The sequence below is a fragment of the Herbaspirillum sp. RTI4 genome (genome assembly GCF_034313965.1).
Lineage (GTDB): Bacteria > Pseudomonadota > Gammaproteobacteria > Burkholderiales > Burkholderiaceae_D > Herbaspirillum.
Genome location: NZ_JAVIWQ010000002.1, coordinates 3,241,654 through 3,257,148 on the forward strand (window position 1 = coordinate 3,241,654; position 15,495 = coordinate 3,257,148).

Sequence of the window (15,495 nt, forward strand, 5' to 3'; positions counted from 1 at the left end):
ACTTAATTAGCGGCCCCATGAAAATCATTTCCTCTATCGAAGAATTGCGCGCTCAGTTACGCGGCCAGTTGCGCACCGTGTTCGTCCCGACCATGGGCAATCTGCACGAAGGCCACCTGACGCTGATGCGTCTGGCGCGCCAGCATGGCGACCCTATCGTCGCCTCCATCTTTGTCAACCGCCTACAATTCGGCCCGGGCGAAGATTTTGAAAAATATCCGCGCACCTTCGAATCCGACGTCGCCAAGCTGGAACAAGAAGGCGTCTACGTGCTGTTTGCACCGACCGAAAAAGATTTGTATCCCGAACCGCAGGAATACCGCGTGCAGCCGCCGGACGGCCTGGGCAATACACTGGAAGGCGAATTCCGCCCCGGCTTTTTCACCGGCGTTTGCACTGTCGTAATGAAGTTGTTTTCCTGCGTGCAACCGAGCGCCGCCGTGTTCGGCAAAAAGGATTACCAGCAATTGATGATTGTGCGCAACATGGCGCGTCAGTTTGCAGTACCGACTCAGATCGTCGCCGCCGAAACGCATCGCGCCGATGACGGTCTGGCACTCTCTTCGCGCAACGGTTATCTCAGCGAAGACGAACGGGCCGCAGCCCCGCTCTTGTTTCGCACGCTAACGCAAGTCGCGCAGCAAATGCACGCAGGCGATCGCAACATCGCCGCGCTGCAAGCCCAAGCGATGAGCACGCTTGCTGCGGAAGGCTGGCAACCCGATTACATCGCCGTGCGCAAGCGCGCCGATCTGCAAGCCCCTTCCCCCGCCGATCTGGAGCAAGGCGAACCGCTAGTGGTGCTGGCCGCCGCCAAGCTGGGAAAGACACGCCTGATCGATAATCTGGAAGTCTAAAACGTAAAACGGATACGGCACCTATCCTGCCTTTGCGCTGAGTCCTGTTGAGAAAAACAGGACTCAGCGATTCAGCCGGAACAGCGCGTCTCAGGTCTCAGGTCTCAGGTCTCAGGTCTCAAGTTTCAAGTTTCAAGTTTCAAGTTTCAAGTTTCAAGTTTCAAATTTCAAATTTCAAATTTCAAGGATCAGGTCTCAATCCCCAATTGCGCCTCCAACTCCCGAATCAGCGGCGACAAGGCCATCTCCAGCGAATCGGCCAGCGCCATAATTTCCTGCTTCGCTATTTTATTTTTGCAGCCGTGCTCAATCGACGCTGCCAGTTCATTGATGCGATCCGCACCGGCATAGCTGGACGTGCTCTTGAGCGTATGCGCCAATCGTTCCGCCGTCGCTGAATCGTCCTGCGCCATTGCCGCATGAATGTCGGCCGCAGTGGTTTTCTGCGAGATTGCGTATTTTTTCAGAATCGATAAGTAAAGCGACTTCTTCCCCATGCAGGAGCGCAAGCCTTTCTCCGTATTCAGGCCCTCGATATTTTCAGGTAGCTCATCCTCTCCCAATACGATTTTTTTCACCGGCGCAGCCTCAATCACTACTGAAGGCGGCTTGTACCATTTCAACAAAGTGCGCCACAGCGCATCAACATCGATAGGCTTGCTGATGAAGTCATTCATCCCTGCCGCAAAGCAATTTTCCATGTCGGTTTGCATCGCATTGGCGGTCATCGCCAGAATCGGAATGGTGCGCAGATGTTCAAGCTTCCTGATTTCGCGCGTCGCCGTAATCCCATCCATGACAGGCATTTGCATGTCCATCAGAATCAGATCATAACTGGCCTCCTGCGCCATGCGCACACCAATCTCGCCGTTGTCTGCAATCGCAACGACCAGCCCTTCCGACGTTAATATTTCACTGGCAATCTGCTGATTAAGCTCGTTATCTTCCACCAGCAAGATACGGCCGCCGCTCAGCATCTTGATCTGTTCCTCCTGATAGGCCGAAGAAGACTCACTTCTCTCAGGCGTCTTGATGCCGGTATGCAGAACCTGCACTACCGCATTGAACAGTTGCGATGCCTGCACCGGTTTCACCAGCACGGTTTCCACGCCCATTTGCACCGCCTGAGCCTGAAGGTCACTACCGTCATACGAGGTCACCATCACCAGTTTAGGGAGATGCGGCAAGTCCATTGTCTGAATGCTTTTCGCGACAGCCAGACCGTCCATTTCCGGCATCTGCCAATCCAGAAAAACGACGTCGTAAGGCGCGCCCTTATCGTGCGCCTGTTGTATCGCCTGCAACGCAGCCATGCCGGAATGGACGGCGCGCGTTTTAAACAGCATCCCCTCCAATAAATCCTGCATCACTTCACGCGCACTATCCACATCGTCCACCACCAGGATGTTCCGCCCATGCAGCTCCGACTGCGGCATCAGCAATGCGCCAACATTCTTGGCAATACCCAAATGCGCGGTGAACCAGAAGGTACTGCCCTTGCCCGGCTCGCTTTCGACACCAACATCACCATTCATCAACTGCGCCAGCTTTTTAGCAATCACCAGACCTAAGCCAGTACCACCGTATTTGCGTGTAGTGCCGGAATCGGCTTGCTGAAACGACTGGAATAATTTATTGATCTGTTCCGGTGTCAGGCCGATGCCGGTGTCTTGCACCGCGAAATAGACGAACACATCATCGTTCGTATGTTCTTTCAAACGAACGATGACCTTGACCTCTCCTTGCTCGGTAAACTTCACGGCATTATTGGCATAGTTGATCAAGGTCTGCGCCAGACGCGTCGGGTCGCCGATTAAATAGCGCGGCAGAGCCTTGTCCACATCGAACACCAGCTCCAGCCCTTTGGCCGCCGCTTTGTCATTGATTAAATTAGCGACATTGTCGAGAACCTTTTCCAGCGAAAAATCAATCAGCTCAATGTCCAGTTTGCCGGCTTCAATTTTTGAAAAATCGAGGATGTCGTTAATGATGCCCAACAGGTGATTACCGGCCCCTTGTATCTTGGTGACATAGTCTCTCTGCTTGTCATTGAGTTTTGTTTTTTGCGCCAGATGGGAAAGCCCGATGATGGCATTCATCGGGGTGCGGATTTCATGGCTCATGGACGCCAGAAACTCGCTTTTTGCCTGGGTTGCCTTCTCCGCCACATCACGCGCATTTTCCAGATCGGCGTAGCTCAATTGCAATTGCGCCGTACGCTCTTCCACGCGCTGTTCCAACTCCATATTCAGTTTGAATATTTTTTGTTCCGCCTCCTTGTGACTGGCCACTTCCGCCGACAATTCACTGGTGCGTTCCGCAATCGTCTGCTCTAACCGCTCATTGGCCAGACGAATCGTTTCCTGCATCTCCAGCAACTTATTGTTGTTCTGAACCGCGGTCTCGTAAATGGAAAGCAGCAAACTCAAAATATGTTTCTTATCGGAGTCGATGTAATATTTTGCCCCGGAAAAAAAGACCGGCACCCCGCCTTTGTCTTCCTCATCGACGCGTATGTTGGAACTGAGCAGCATGTACTTGATCCGCAGCAGCAAATCATGGGCGTCATAAGGTTTGGTGAGAAAATTATCGGCGCGGCATTCAAGCCCGCGAATGACGTCGGTAGGATCGGTCAACGAGGTCAGCAAAATGACGGGAATATCTTTCAGCCCGGCGTCGTGCTTGAGCTGAGAACATAATTCAAAGCCGTTCATGTTGGGCATGTTGATATCGCTGATGATGATGTCCGGCTTTTTACTATGCGCTATTTCCAGCCCTTCCCTGCCGTTTTTTGCCAGCAACACCTGATAACCTTCGACCGCCAGCGTACGTTTCAGCATGAGTGCCTGAATACTACTGTCCTCAACAATCAGCACCGAAATGCTTTCACTGGACGCTGCGATTTCATCTGAATCGGAATGGAGTGCGCTCATGTTGTACTCGCAGGCATAAGTAAAGGGAGATTCCCCAAAAACTACGGATGAAACAACTGCCCGGCTAACCCGGCTTGACCAGCTGTTCCAGAAACGGTGCAATGTCATCCAGCGCCAAAACATGTCTGACCGAGCCTAGTTCAATCGCTTGCTTCGGCATGCCAAACACCACACAGCTTTCCGCATTCTGCGCAATGGTCATGCCCCCGGCATTGCTAACGGCCAGCATGCCATCGGCCCCGTCATTCCCCATTCCGGTGAGCAAGACAGAAATCATCTGTTTGCCAAAATGGGTCGCTGCCGAAATCATCGTCATGCTCACGGAAGGACAATGTCCACGATGCAGCATATCTTTTGAGATCACAAATCTGCCATGCGAATCAAACTCCAGATGCGCCTTTTCATGCGGAAAATAAATATTTCCAGGGACAGGAAATTCGCCGGCTTGCGCCACCCGACAGCTCAGTTTGCAGAGCGATCCCAGCCAGGAAATGAAGTTATCCAAAAAGCCATCACTGATATGCTGAACACAAACGATGGGCAAAGGAAAGTCAGCTGGCAATTCCGACAAAATCGACAGCAGCGCCTGTGGCCCGCCAGTAGAGGCGCCGATCACCAGCATCCGATATTCGTTACGGGATTTCACTTCCCCATACCCAATCATCGGGGGCAAACGTACGACAGGTGTGTGCCGTCGAAAAACATGCACGCCGGACAAGATGCGTATCTTGTCCAGCAACTCAGCGGCAATGCCGTTGTAGAGCCCCGCATCCTCCAACCCGGGTTTGGTCAGCACATCCAAGGCACCGGCTTCGATCAGCTTGAAGACATTGCCCGATCCCGATTGCGCTGAAATACTCACCACCAGCACCGGACGGGGATGATCCGCCATGATATTTTTCACCAGCTCCAGGCCATCCATTCCGGGCATATGAAAGTCGGTACACACCACCGCCGGATCCAGACTGGAAATCATTTGCAAGGCCTGATTGCCATCGTTTGCTGTTCCAACGACTTCAATGTCAGAAGTCTGTCCAATTATTTTTCTCAAAATCCGAATGGCGACTGGAGAATCATCGACGAGCAGTACCCGGATTTTTTCATCGTCCATATCAGACCAGTCTTTTCAAAGTATCGAGCAACAATTTCTGTTCAAAGGTCGCCTTAGAAATATACGCATTGGCACCCGCTTCCATACCGCGTTTTTTATCTTCGTCGGTCGATAACATGGTGACCAGCACCAGCGGCAATTTTGCATATTTCTTATGTGACCGGACTTTTTGCGCCAGCTCAAGGCCATCCATGTTGGGCATATTGATATCGCTGACAATCGCATCGAAAGGCCGGGTATCGAGTTTGGAATACGCGTCCATTCCATCGACCGCCATCACCACCTCGTAACCGCCGGACTCCAGAATCCGCTTCATCTGCGCGCGCGTGGTCAGGCTATCTTCTGCCAGCAGAATCAATTGTTTTTTGTGTACAACAGCGTGAGCGGAAGAGGCCGATTCGGTCGCCTGACGTTTCAGTTCCGCGACAAAATCGACTGGATTCAACACCATGCACACTTCCCCCGTCCCCAGAATAGTGACGCCGGACAAATCATTGATATGCCGCAGTAAAACGCTTTGCGATTTCAAAACGATTTCCTGCTCATCCAGTAACTCATCGACAATCAGACCAAAGCGCTCTTCATTGACTTCCATGATGATGCAAGGCGAGCGCTCTTCCGCTTTCTGCTGCGCGCCATCTTTTTCCGCCCGGACAAAATCTTTGCGTTTGAATTGCAGCAAATTCCCCAGGCGTGCCACCGCCACCGCCTTCTGTTCAAACATGGTCGCCAGATGCCCTTCGACCGTGAACAAGTCTTTCCAGGGCAGGGAGTAGGACTTTTGCACATGCTCCACCGGCACCGCGTACTTGACACCGTTATCGACCACAATCAGCACCCGCGAAGTAGCCAGCGTCAGCGGCAGTTGTATCCGTATCATGCAGGAGGTATCCGGCACCGACGAGACACTCACCGTCCCCTTCAGTTTTTTGACATTGGCATGGACCACATCCATGCCCACGCCACGCCCTGACACATCGGAAACAAAAGTGCTGGTAGAAAATCCCGGCATGAAAATCAGACTCATGATTTTTTCATCGTCCATCGCCGCCAGCTCTTCTTCGCGCCACAGATTCGTTTTCAGGGCCGAACGCCGTATCGCTTGCAGATTCAGTCCGCGCCCATCATCTTCGATATCGATCATCACGTTGGACGACGACTGATAAGCGCGCAAGCGGATATGGCCGGTAGCAGACTTGCCCTTGGCCAGCCGCTCTTGCGGCAACTCCAGTCCGTGATCGATGGCGTTTCGAATGATATGCATGAGAGGATCTTTCATCTCCTCCAGAATGCGCTTGTCGGCGGTAATGTCACCGCCCTCGATATGCAGCTCCACTTCCTTGCCACACTCGCGTGAAAGTTTCCTGACCATCAGCCCGAATAGATTGAAAATCGTCGACAGCGGCAGCAGCCGCACGGAACGAATGCCGTCCTCCAGCTCACCGGTCACAAAATCAAGGCGAGCGCTATCTTCATACGCGGCACCGACCACGTTCTCAAGCTGGCTGGCATATTGCTCCAGCAAGGCCGACAAGAGAGAATTTTCAGACGTGCTTTTTTTGAAATTCAAATGGATCTGATCCCACTTTTCCTGCAACTCTTCCAGATCCATATACCGTCGGGCAATTCTGACTTTGGCCACCGTCAGTTCCCCTGCATGCGTCATCAGCATATCGAGCTTGCGGGTTTCCACGCGGATGGTTTCAATCACAAACTGCTCCGCCCCCGCCTTGCCGCCCAGGATGGCTTTACTGACATTGAACATCTCATCGATCTGGCCCGCTGAGCCCGCATCAGAACTCCTCCGTTCGCCTGACATCGCAACATTTTCTTCGCTACCGGAATCGGCAAATAAGACCGCATCCGTAGCAGATTCGCGCTCCGCCCCAATGCCACCCGCGTCGCCCGCATCTGCCGCCTTGAGCACATCCAGCACAGCACCGACATCCACATTCGCGCGCTCGCCATGTGTCGCCTCGTTGACCAGTTTACGAATGGCATCCAGCGATTTGCACATGCAATCGATGGCCGCGCTGGTCAGCCGCTGTCCGCTGGTTCTGGCCTTGCCTAAAATATCTTCAAAGCGATGAAAAATGCGCTCGATATCGTACAGCTCCAGCATCCGCGATGCGCCCTTCAAACTATGTGACTCACGGAACAGCTCTTCAAGCAAAGGCACATTATCGGGATCTTTTTCAATGTGCAGCAAGCCGCTTTCAATGGCCTGCAAATGCTCGCTGCTTTCAATGCGAAACAGATCACGCAGTTCGCTGTCTTCAATCATGCTGGCTCCCATAACAGGCAGGGCAAATACCGCGCTTGAGTAGCGGACAATGCCCCGGCCAATCCACCTGCAAATCCACTTACCACCGTGGAATCATCATCGATGACTCATCATCGATGGCTCACGCTTTACATTATTTTCCTCAATTTATTATTCGTCTCGTTGAGGTTCTCAATGGCGGCCTTGCTCTGAATAAATCCTGTCGCCGTTTCCTTGGCACCGGCATTCATGGTGTTGGCTGCGCCCACCACTTCCGCAATGGCCGATGTTTGCTGTCTGGCATTGAGCGCGCTTTGCTGCGAACTTTGATACACCAGATTGGTGACGTTGGAAATCGATTCAAACAACTCGTTGACCCTGTCCACAATCCCCATCACCGTTTCGATATTGCGTGTTCCTTCTTCGGTCCGCATGATGGAAGTATCGGAAGCTTTTTGTATGCCCGACACAATCAACTTGGCCTGCTCCGCCGATTTTTTACTTTCCACCGACAGCTTGCGCACTTCTGCCGCTACTACCGAAAAACCTTTTCCATGCTCTCCCGCGCGCGCCGCTTCCACGGCGGCGTTCAGCGCCAGCATATTGATCTGGTTGGAGAGGTCCTTGAGCAGTTCGGTAATCGTGCCGATTTGTCCGGTCTGCTCGGACAGCGACAAAATCTGATCGGCAATCGCGCCTATCTTCAGCTTCAGACCATTCATCGCCTCCACCACCTGACGGATCGCATCATTACCGTCTTTGGTCAGGCTACTGGCGCTTTTCGCCATGTCGGCGGCGCTGGTCGACTGTTCCGTCGATTGTCGCGACGAGACCGAAAGCTCCTCCAGCGTCGTGGTCATTTCATTCGTCATGGCCGCTTGCTGGCTGGCAGTGCGTTCATGTTGAAGAATTTTCGCGGCAATTTCGTCGGAAGCGCTCACGCCCAAACTGATGCTACTGGTGATGCTGCGCATGAGCAGGAAGGCGGCCAACAGCCCAATAATAATGGAGCCGAGGGTCATCTCGATGATCAGAGTACGGACAGAGTTGTAGGTGTCCAGCGCTTCCTTTGCGCTCCGTGTAATTTCCGATTTTTGAAATTCGAAAAATGCTTCAATCGCATCGATGTATTTGATTTGCATCGGACGGGCTTCCTCCAGCAGAACCTTCTTCGCTTTGACGAAATCTTTCGTCGTGATCAGCCCGATGAAGCTCGTTTCCGGCACAAGATATACCGCACGCGCATCGACAATTTTCTTGAACAGTTCCCTGTCCTGACCGGGCTGATCGAGCTCCTTGTCCAGATCTGCCATGATTTCTTTGCGATGAATAATTTCCTTTTCCAGCCCTTTCACCTCTAGCGCAATCAAATCCGGCTCAGTGAGGATGAGCGTGTTACGCATGTGGCGCGCGCTTTGCAGTACGCTCACTTCCCATTCGCTGGCAAACACTATGCGGGGCACCCTGTCATCGCTAAGATGGACCAGGTTGTCTTTCAGCGCAGTCATATTAATCAGGCTAAAAGTGCCTAACATCAACATCAGCACCAGCATGAGGGAGAAGCCTAAAGTGATGCGGACCGACATTTTCATCTCATTGAATTTCATGACGAACCCCGTTTTTTTGACGACTATTAAAAGGATGAAGGCAATTCAATCTCTGGCAAAAGAGAAAAGGGAAAAAATATAAAATTAGCTGCGCTCACTCACGATCAGTTCTTTGCTTCTTAATATTTCAGGCAGATTGAGTATCGTCATTGCCTTGTCGTTGTAGTGAATCGTGCCGACGAAATAGCGCAACACATCCTGATGCGCAGAAGTAGGCAAAGGAACCACTTCGGTTGGATCGACCTGCACGATATCGTCGATATCGTCCACTGCCACGCCGACTAAAATGTTGTCCGTTGAACCGACCACAATCTTGGCACTAAGATTAAAGTTATCCACGGGCATTCCTAGTACCGTGCGGATATCAATGACGGTCAGAATATTGCCGCGCAGGTTCATGTTGCCCAACACATGGGAAGGACAATTGGGCAGAGGAATGATATTTTTTATTTTGGTGAATTCATTCACATAGCGGATATCCATGCCGAAATACTCATGCCCGAGCAGCACGACGGCAAATTGCTGGATTTCTTTTCCGGCATCCGCTTCGGTTTTGCGAATTAATTCCGCTGCCCGTTTTTGCAAAATATCGTGATCCGCAGAACTCAAGGGCTCCGCTGCCTGAACCACATTGCCCGAAAGACCTTCCTCCACAATCAGGTCGTCCCTGTGCGCAATGAGCAAGCGGTGATCGAGAATGCTGATGATCTGCTCGTCCACCCGCGCCATTCCCACTATCAGCGAGGATTGCCGATGCTGCGTGTCCTCCCACTTGGGCGGCAAATCAATTTGCGCTGCCTCAATGTGGATGACATCAAGCACCTCATTGACGATCATGCCCACCATCTCATGCCCCTCCTGGATGACCAGTACGGCATCGCTGAGATGGCGCTCCTGCCCTCTCCCGCCAAGCAACAGACTCAGGTCCAGCACCGGCATGATGCTGCCGCGCAAATTAATGACTCCGGCCACATACGCAGGCGCGCTTTCAATATGCTCGATAGCAGGCAGACTGAAGGTCATATTGACGAAGACCGAATCAATCGCATACAGGGAGTTGCGCATACTGAATACAAAATAAAGATTTCTGGATGCTTCCATTCAACCCCCGTTGGATAATTTAGCTTTGTATTGATCCAGCACCTTCAGCAACTCGCTGACGCTATGCCCATCGTAAAATTCAATGCTGGTTTTTTCCGGCATGTTTCTGGCGATCTGTAGCGCGGCATCCAGCATTTTCTCGGCCTTCTTTTTATCCGACTCCTGCTTGTAAATATTGAACAGTTCAATATGGCCGGCCAGAAATTCATGATCGATATACAAGGCTTTATTCAACAGCTCTTTACTCTCCTGACGCTTGCCCAAAATTTCGGCAATCTGGGACAACACAAAATAAGGCAGAGGAGAATCATGGTTGAGCGCAATGGCTTTGTGACAATCGGCAACGGCAAGATCGTAATTGCCTTGCCCGGCGTGCTTTTTCGCATGCTTAAGCAGCAAGGTGAAATCTGCAATCGGTTCTGATGAAGGATGCGGGGACGGATGCGGGGACGCCTGCGCTATTTTTTTTTGCGCCTGTTGTGGCGGCGAAACAAGCGTTGAAGAGGGGGTAAAAGAAGAAATAGCGACTGAATCAACAACAGGGGTAGATGATAATTTGGGATGTCTTCTGTTGCCGACTACCGGGGCTGTCACTGGTCTGGCGTCCGGTTGCGTGTTCGCTGCCACCTCTTTCCGATAAATGATCAGTTGATCTATCCATTCGACTTTCAAATCATGATTGTGAAACATGCCGAACTCGCTGTGTCCGGTCATGAGATAGCCATGCTCGGTTAAACAAGCGGCCATTTTTTTGGCGATCAGATTGATTGTCTTCGGCAAAAAATAAATGAATACGTTGCGGCAAATGATGAAATCGAAGGAGTAGAGCCCGGAGTAGAGATTGGGAAATTCATCCTCCACCAGGTTGCCATACGCAAACGTCACCATGTCCTGTATGTCCTGGTTAATTTTCCAGCCTTCCGCTTGCCGGGTGAAATAGCGGCTCTGCAAACCCGGATCAACCTGCCGGAATGACCAGTCGCTGTAAATGCCGGTTCTGGCCCGATTCAGAATGCTTTGATTGACATCGGTTGCCATGATGCAGATGTCCCATTTCTGGTTCGGGTCCAACAAAGACAGCAATTGACTGAGCAAAATAGCGATGGAATACGCTTCCTCGCCTGAGGCGCAAGCAGCGCTCCAGATGCGTAATTTGCGCATGGATTTATTTTGACTGATCAGCGTTGGAAGAATATGGTCCCGGAGTAAATCGCATTGCCCCTTGTCACGGAAAAAATACGACTCGCCCACCGTCAACAAGGCCATCAATTCATTCCACACCGGTGTTGACCCAGTATTTCCCTGCTGCAAACCAGTCAGAAAGGTGTCGGTATCCATCCCTAGTTTCACCCGGCTCATCTCCTCAATTTCTTTAGCCAGGCCGGTACGCGCTTCGGCACGCACAATCAACCCTGTGCGCCTCTCAATTAACCGGACAAGCTGACTGAACCAATCATTCACGCTTAACCTCTGACCTAGTTATCGAGCAATGAAATCAGGTACATCTGAAAAGGTATGGCGAAACTTGTAAGCTGCAGTGAAGAAGCGCAACCGTACTTGAGTACGATGAGCATTGTGAATCCTTGCAGCCCTAAGATTGCACCGCGCAGTAGCTTAATCAGCGGTTCTTAGGGAAGAGCGGCTTTATCGTCCGAATACATTTCTTTTATTTTGAGAATCTCAGGAAGTGCCCGTTCCAGCGCATCAATCAAGCTCGGATCGAAATGAGTGCCGGCTCCTTTTTTTATTTCTACGATTGCCGCGTCTACCGCCCAGCCTTCTTTATAGGGCCGCTTGCTGGTGAGTGCGTCAAATACATCGGAAATCGCCACGATGCGACCCGATAGCGGAATTTCTTCGTCTTTGAGTTGTTTTGGATAACCGCTACCGTCCCATTTCTCATGGTGGGTCAGGGCAACGACGCTGGCAAGCGCGAGCAGAGGGTTGACGGCGTCGCCTAAAATATCGGCACCGATTTCAGGATGCTTACGCATGATGGCCCATTCATCTGCATCCAACTTTCCATTCTTTTGCAGAATGCGGTCGGGGATGCCAATTTTTCCTACGTCATGCATGGGCGCGACGGTCAATAACATGTCGGCAGAAATATCATCGACACCGTAGGCCAGGGCAATCAGACGAGAATAGTGACTCATCCTGAGAATATGGTTGCCGGTATATTCGTCTTTATATTCGGAGGCGCACGCCAGTCGGAGGATGATCAGTTTTTGGGTTTGCTCCAGCTCAATTGTGCGTTGACGTACTTGCACTTCGAGTTCGCGCTTCTGGTCATACAGAGCTAGATGGGTACTGATCCGCGCCAGCACTACGGCAGGACTGATGGGTTTGGTGATGTAATCCACACCACCGACATCGAAGCCTTTTTTTTCGTCTGCCACATCGTTCATGGCAGTCACGAAAATAATAGGGATTTTTGCCAACCGAAAATCTTTTTTGAGTTCGACGCAGACCTCATAACCGTCCATGCCGGGCATCATGATGTCGAGCAAGATGATATCGGGAGGATTGGTTCTTGCCTCCTGCAGCGCCATCGCTCCATCAATAGCAATACGGACATCGTAAAAAGGCTCGAGCACATACCGCATTAACTCAAGATTGATTTCCGTATCATCAACAACCAGGACGCTCTGCTTTTCAAGCATGACAACCTCTTTTACGGTTATAGCATAAATGGAGCGGCGATGTTCCGTTTCTCACAGAGCAGATATAAACTCGGATAGGCTGTTTAAATAATTACATTTGAGACAATATATTATTATCTTTTATTAACTTGTTCGAACCAATTATATCCGCTAAAAACAAAATTTCAATAAAATAATATTTAAAAAAAATAAACAACTATTAAATTCATTTTAGAAATATTTATAATAAAGAAATATTTTTTATTGATAATATTTATAAAAATTAAATTAATTTTAATTGGTATCTGCATAGCAATATTTTACGAATAATATTAAATGACGTAGCGCCAGCTAAAGGTGCGAGACACCAATAATAAATTCCTGAAAAAGTGTGATGCGTTTCGTCAGATCAACGCAAGGAACGCAACCGTGCTCGCTAAAATACGGCAAAAAAAACCGCCATAAGATGGCGGCGCGCAGCGATAGGAGTGGCGAATCCTTGAATCAGGACTCACCAATCCGATTTAGTTATAAATCACTTCAATGCCACCAGTGCCGCCAGCAAAGGCTGCACTGCATCGGCAATCTGATCCAGACTCCGTTCACGCAAGGCCGCCAGATCGAGCGGTGCGGCCGTTTCCAGTCCCGCCCATACCAGCAGAGTTTGCAAAGCAGCCGGGGTATCGAATACGCCGTGCAGATACGTCCCCATCACTTGATCGTCAGCCGAACGCGCTCCCTCAGAACGACCATCAATATGCATCAATGGCCTTGCCATAGCCGCTCCGTGCGAAGTCCCCATGTGAATTTCGTAGCCGCTAATTTCAGCCTCGGCAAAAGCGCAGGGACCGCTGACTTGCGCCAGCCGCTTGGTCTGCGTCATTTCGGTGTCGATATCGAGCAAGCCGAAACCGGCGCTATCGCCCGCCGGGCCTTCCACGCCATGCGGATCGGCAACGCGATTTCCCAGCATTTGAAACCCGCCGCAGATCCCCATCACTTTCCCGCCATAACGCAAATGCTTTAGTAAAGCGGCATCCCAGCCATGCTTCTTGAGCCAGGCCAGATCAGCGCGTGTATTTTTACTGCCCGGCAAGATAATCAGATCGGCGGCTGGCACCGTCTGCCCGGCGGCAACAAAACGCAGATCGATTTGCGGATGCGCACGCAGAGCGTCGAAATCGGTGTGATTGCTGATGCGCGGCAATTGCGGCACGACGATGCGGAACGCCCCATGTCCAGACTGCCCTCCCTGCACCGTATCTTCCGCATCGAGTACCAGTCCTTGCAAATACGGCAGCACCGCCAGCACCGGTTTCCCGGTACGCTGCTCCAGCCAGTCCAGCCCCGATTGCAGCAAGCCGATATCGCCGCGAAAACGATTGATGACGAAGCCGATAATCCGCGCCTGTTCGCTTTCTGACAGGCAATCCAGCGTGCCGACGATATGCGCGAACACGCCGCCGCGATCAATATCGGCCACCAGAATCACCGGGCAATCCACGGCCTCGGCAAAACCCATGTTGGCGATATCGTGCTGACGCAAATTGATTTCAGCAGGACTGCCTGCGCCCTCCACCACAATGGTCTGGTACTGCTGTTGCAAGCGGTGATAAGAAGCCAGCACCGCCACCATTGCCTCTTTTTTATAGTGGTGATAATCGCGTGCATGCATGTCGGCCCGCACCTTGCCATGCACGATGACTTGCGCTCCGGTATCGCTGGAAGGTTTGAGCAAAATCGGATTCATGTCGCTGTGCGGCGGCACACCGGCGGCCAATGCCTGCAAGGCCTGACCGCGCCCGATTTCTCCACCGTCCACCGTCACTGCGCTATTGAGCGCCATGTTTTGCGGTTTGAACGGCACCACGGACACGCCCTGCCGCGCCAGCAAGCGACACAACGCCGCTACCAGCGTAGTCTTGCCGGCATCCGAAGTCGTGCCCTGCACCATCAATGTTGGGTAAGGAAAACTCATGCGGCCTCCTGCCATGTCGCCAGCGCGTGGTGCAAACGCTGCCAGGCGTTCTCATGGGGCGGCAAGCCCAGACGTACGCCGGTATCGCCGAAGCGTCGCACCCAGATCGCCTGTCGCGCCATGTGTGATTGAAACGCGACTGCCCGCGGCTCCGGCCACCACTGGAACAGCGCAGTGCCGCTGGAGGCAATCGCATACTGTGCCAGCAAGTCTTGCAAACGCTGTCCAGCTGCCAGCAATTGCGCGCGCATGGTCTGCTGCCAATCGGCATCGGCCAGGGCCGCGCAGCCTATGCTTTGCGCCGGCCCGCTGACCGTCCACGGCCCCAGCAGTTCGGACAAGGCCGTCAGTATGTCTTCATGCGCACCGACAAAGCCCAAGCGCAAACCAGCCAGCCCGAAAAATTTACCGACCGAGCGCAATACGATCAGCCCCGGCTGCCCGATATGCTGCGCCACGCTGATTTCCGGCGTCATGTCGCCGAAAGCTTCATCGACAATCAGCCAGCCGCCGCGCATCGCAAGTTGCTGCGCCCAGTCCAGCAACTGCGCGGGGGCGACGGTTTCGCCGGTCGGATTATTCGGGTTGCACACCACCACCACATCGCTATCCGCAATCGCCGCGCCCAGATCGGCATACGCCACGCGGCACAAGGTATGGCCCGCTGCAGCCCAGCAATGGCCGTGTTCGGCATAGGCCGGTGCCGCTACGCTGACCAGTCCCTGCGGTCGCAGACGCGGCAAAGCCTGAATCGCGGCCTGCGTGCCAGCCACCGGTAACAAATGCGGTGCGCCGTAATAGCGCATGGCGGCAAGCACCAGCGCCGGATCGTTTTCCGGCAGCCTATGCCAGGCATCCGGTTCCAGTGCCGGTGCCGGGTAAGCATGCGGGTTAATACCGGTAGACAAATCCAGCCATGCGCTGCGCGGCTGGCCGTAATAGGCCACCGCCGCTAATAAATTGCCGCCATGTTCAAGCATTCACAATCCCATCCAATTCGTTA

At 52.3% G+C, this 15,495-nt stretch carries 10 protein-coding genes; 1 reads left to right on the top strand and 9 read right to left on the bottom strand.

Translation table 11 applies throughout. The annotated features are described in order from the left end of the window. Positions 1–17: 17 nt before the first annotated feature. Positions 18–857: a pantoate--beta-alanine ligase gene (panC, locus tag RGU70_RS14475; RefSeq protein WP_322210100.1), complete on the top strand. Its 840-nt coding sequence runs from the start codon at positions 18–20 to the stop codon at positions 855–857. Positions 858–1,045: 188 nt separating this feature from the next. Here panC and RGU70_RS14480 read toward each other — a convergent pair whose 3' ends face one another. From RGU70_RS14480 to cobD, 9 genes are all read right to left on the bottom strand, one after another. Next, on the bottom strand, positions 1,046–3,790 hold the full coding sequence (locus RGU70_RS14480) for a response regulator (RefSeq protein WP_322210101.1): 2,745 nt from the start codon (positions 3,788–3,790) through the stop codon (positions 1,046–1,048). Between the two features lie 64 nt (positions 3,791–3,854). Continuing rightward, positions 3,855–4,901, bottom strand: coding sequence for a chemotaxis-specific protein-glutamate methyltransferase CheB (gene cheB, locus RGU70_RS14485; RefSeq protein ID WP_322210102.1), 1,047 nt, complete (start codon positions 4,899–4,901; stop codon positions 3,855–3,857). 1 nt (position 4,902) lies between these two features. Further along, complete coding sequence (locus RGU70_RS14490) at positions 4,903–7,185, bottom strand: hybrid sensor histidine kinase/response regulator (protein ID WP_322210103.1); 2,283 nt, start codon at positions 7,183–7,185, stop codon at positions 4,903–4,905. A gap of 128 nt (positions 7,186–7,313) precedes the next feature. Continuing rightward, complete coding sequence (locus tag RGU70_RS14495) at positions 7,314–8,771, bottom strand: methyl-accepting chemotaxis protein (protein WP_322210104.1); 1,458 nt, start codon at positions 8,769–8,771, stop codon at positions 7,314–7,316. A gap of 84 nt (positions 8,772–8,855) precedes the next feature. Further along, positions 8,856–9,872 carry a chemotaxis protein CheW gene (locus tag RGU70_RS14500; protein WP_322210105.1) on the bottom strand — a complete coding sequence of 339 codons (1,017 nt, stop codon included), beginning with the start codon at positions 9,870–9,872 and terminating at the stop codon, positions 8,856–8,858. Beyond that, positions 9,873–11,276, bottom strand: coding sequence for a CheR family methyltransferase (locus RGU70_RS14505; RefSeq protein WP_322210811.1), 1,404 nt, complete (start codon positions 11,274–11,276; stop codon positions 9,873–9,875). A gap of 224 nt (positions 11,277–11,500) precedes the next feature. Further along, positions 11,501–12,535, bottom strand: a complete 1,035-nt coding sequence (locus tag RGU70_RS14510) for an HD-GYP domain-containing protein (RefSeq protein ID WP_322210106.1) — start codon at positions 12,533–12,535, stop codon at positions 11,501–11,503. 514 nt (positions 12,536–13,049) lie between these two features. Then, a complete protein-coding gene (locus RGU70_RS14515; RefSeq protein WP_322210107.1) occupies positions 13,050–14,492 on the bottom strand; it encodes a cobyric acid synthase in 1,443 nt (480 codons plus the stop codon). Continuing rightward, positions 14,489–15,472 carry a threonine-phosphate decarboxylase CobD gene (gene cobD, locus RGU70_RS14520; protein ID WP_322210108.1) on the bottom strand — a complete coding sequence of 328 codons (984 nt, stop codon included), beginning with the start codon at positions 15,470–15,472 and terminating at the stop codon, positions 14,489–14,491. The genes RGU70_RS14515 and cobD overlap by 4 nt, the downstream gene beginning before the upstream one ends. Positions 15,473–15,495: the final 23 nt, after the last annotated feature.

What these genes read in the sequence shown, in the direction of transcription:
- RGU70_RS14480 (WP_322210101.1), bottom strand. Translation starts at nt 3,790, where the DNA reads ATGAGCGCACTCCATTCCGATTCAGATGAAATCGCAGCGTCCAGTGAA.
- RGU70_RS14490 (WP_322210103.1), bottom strand. Translation starts at nt 7,185, where the DNA reads ATGATTGAAGACAGCGAACTGCGTGATCTGTTTCGCATTGAAAGCAGC.
- RGU70_RS14510 (WP_322210106.1), bottom strand. Translation starts at nt 12,535, where the DNA reads ATGCTTGAAAAGCAGAGCGTCCTGGTTGTTGATGATACGGAAATCAAT.
- cobD (WP_322210108.1), bottom strand. Translation starts at nt 15,472, where the DNA reads ATGCTTGAACATGGCGGCAATTTATTAGCGGCGGTGGCCTATTACGGC.
- RGU70_RS14495 (WP_322210104.1), bottom strand. Translation starts at nt 8,771, where the DNA reads ATGAAATTCAATGAGATGAAAATGTCGGTCCGCATCACTTTAGGCTTC.
- panC (WP_322210100.1), top strand. Translation starts at nt 18, where the DNA reads ATGAAAATCATTTCCTCTATCGAAGAATTGCGCGCTCAGTTACGCGGC.
- RGU70_RS14500 (WP_322210105.1), bottom strand. Translation starts at nt 9,872, where the DNA reads ATGGAAGCATCCAGAAATCTTTATTTTGTATTCAGTATGCGCAACTCC.
- RGU70_RS14515 (WP_322210107.1), bottom strand. Translation starts at nt 14,492, where the DNA reads ATGAGTTTTCCTTACCCAACATTGATGGTGCAGGGCACGACTTCGGAT.
- cheB (WP_322210102.1), bottom strand. Translation starts at nt 4,901, where the DNA reads ATGGACGATGAAAAAATCCGGGTACTGCTCGTCGATGATTCTCCAGTC.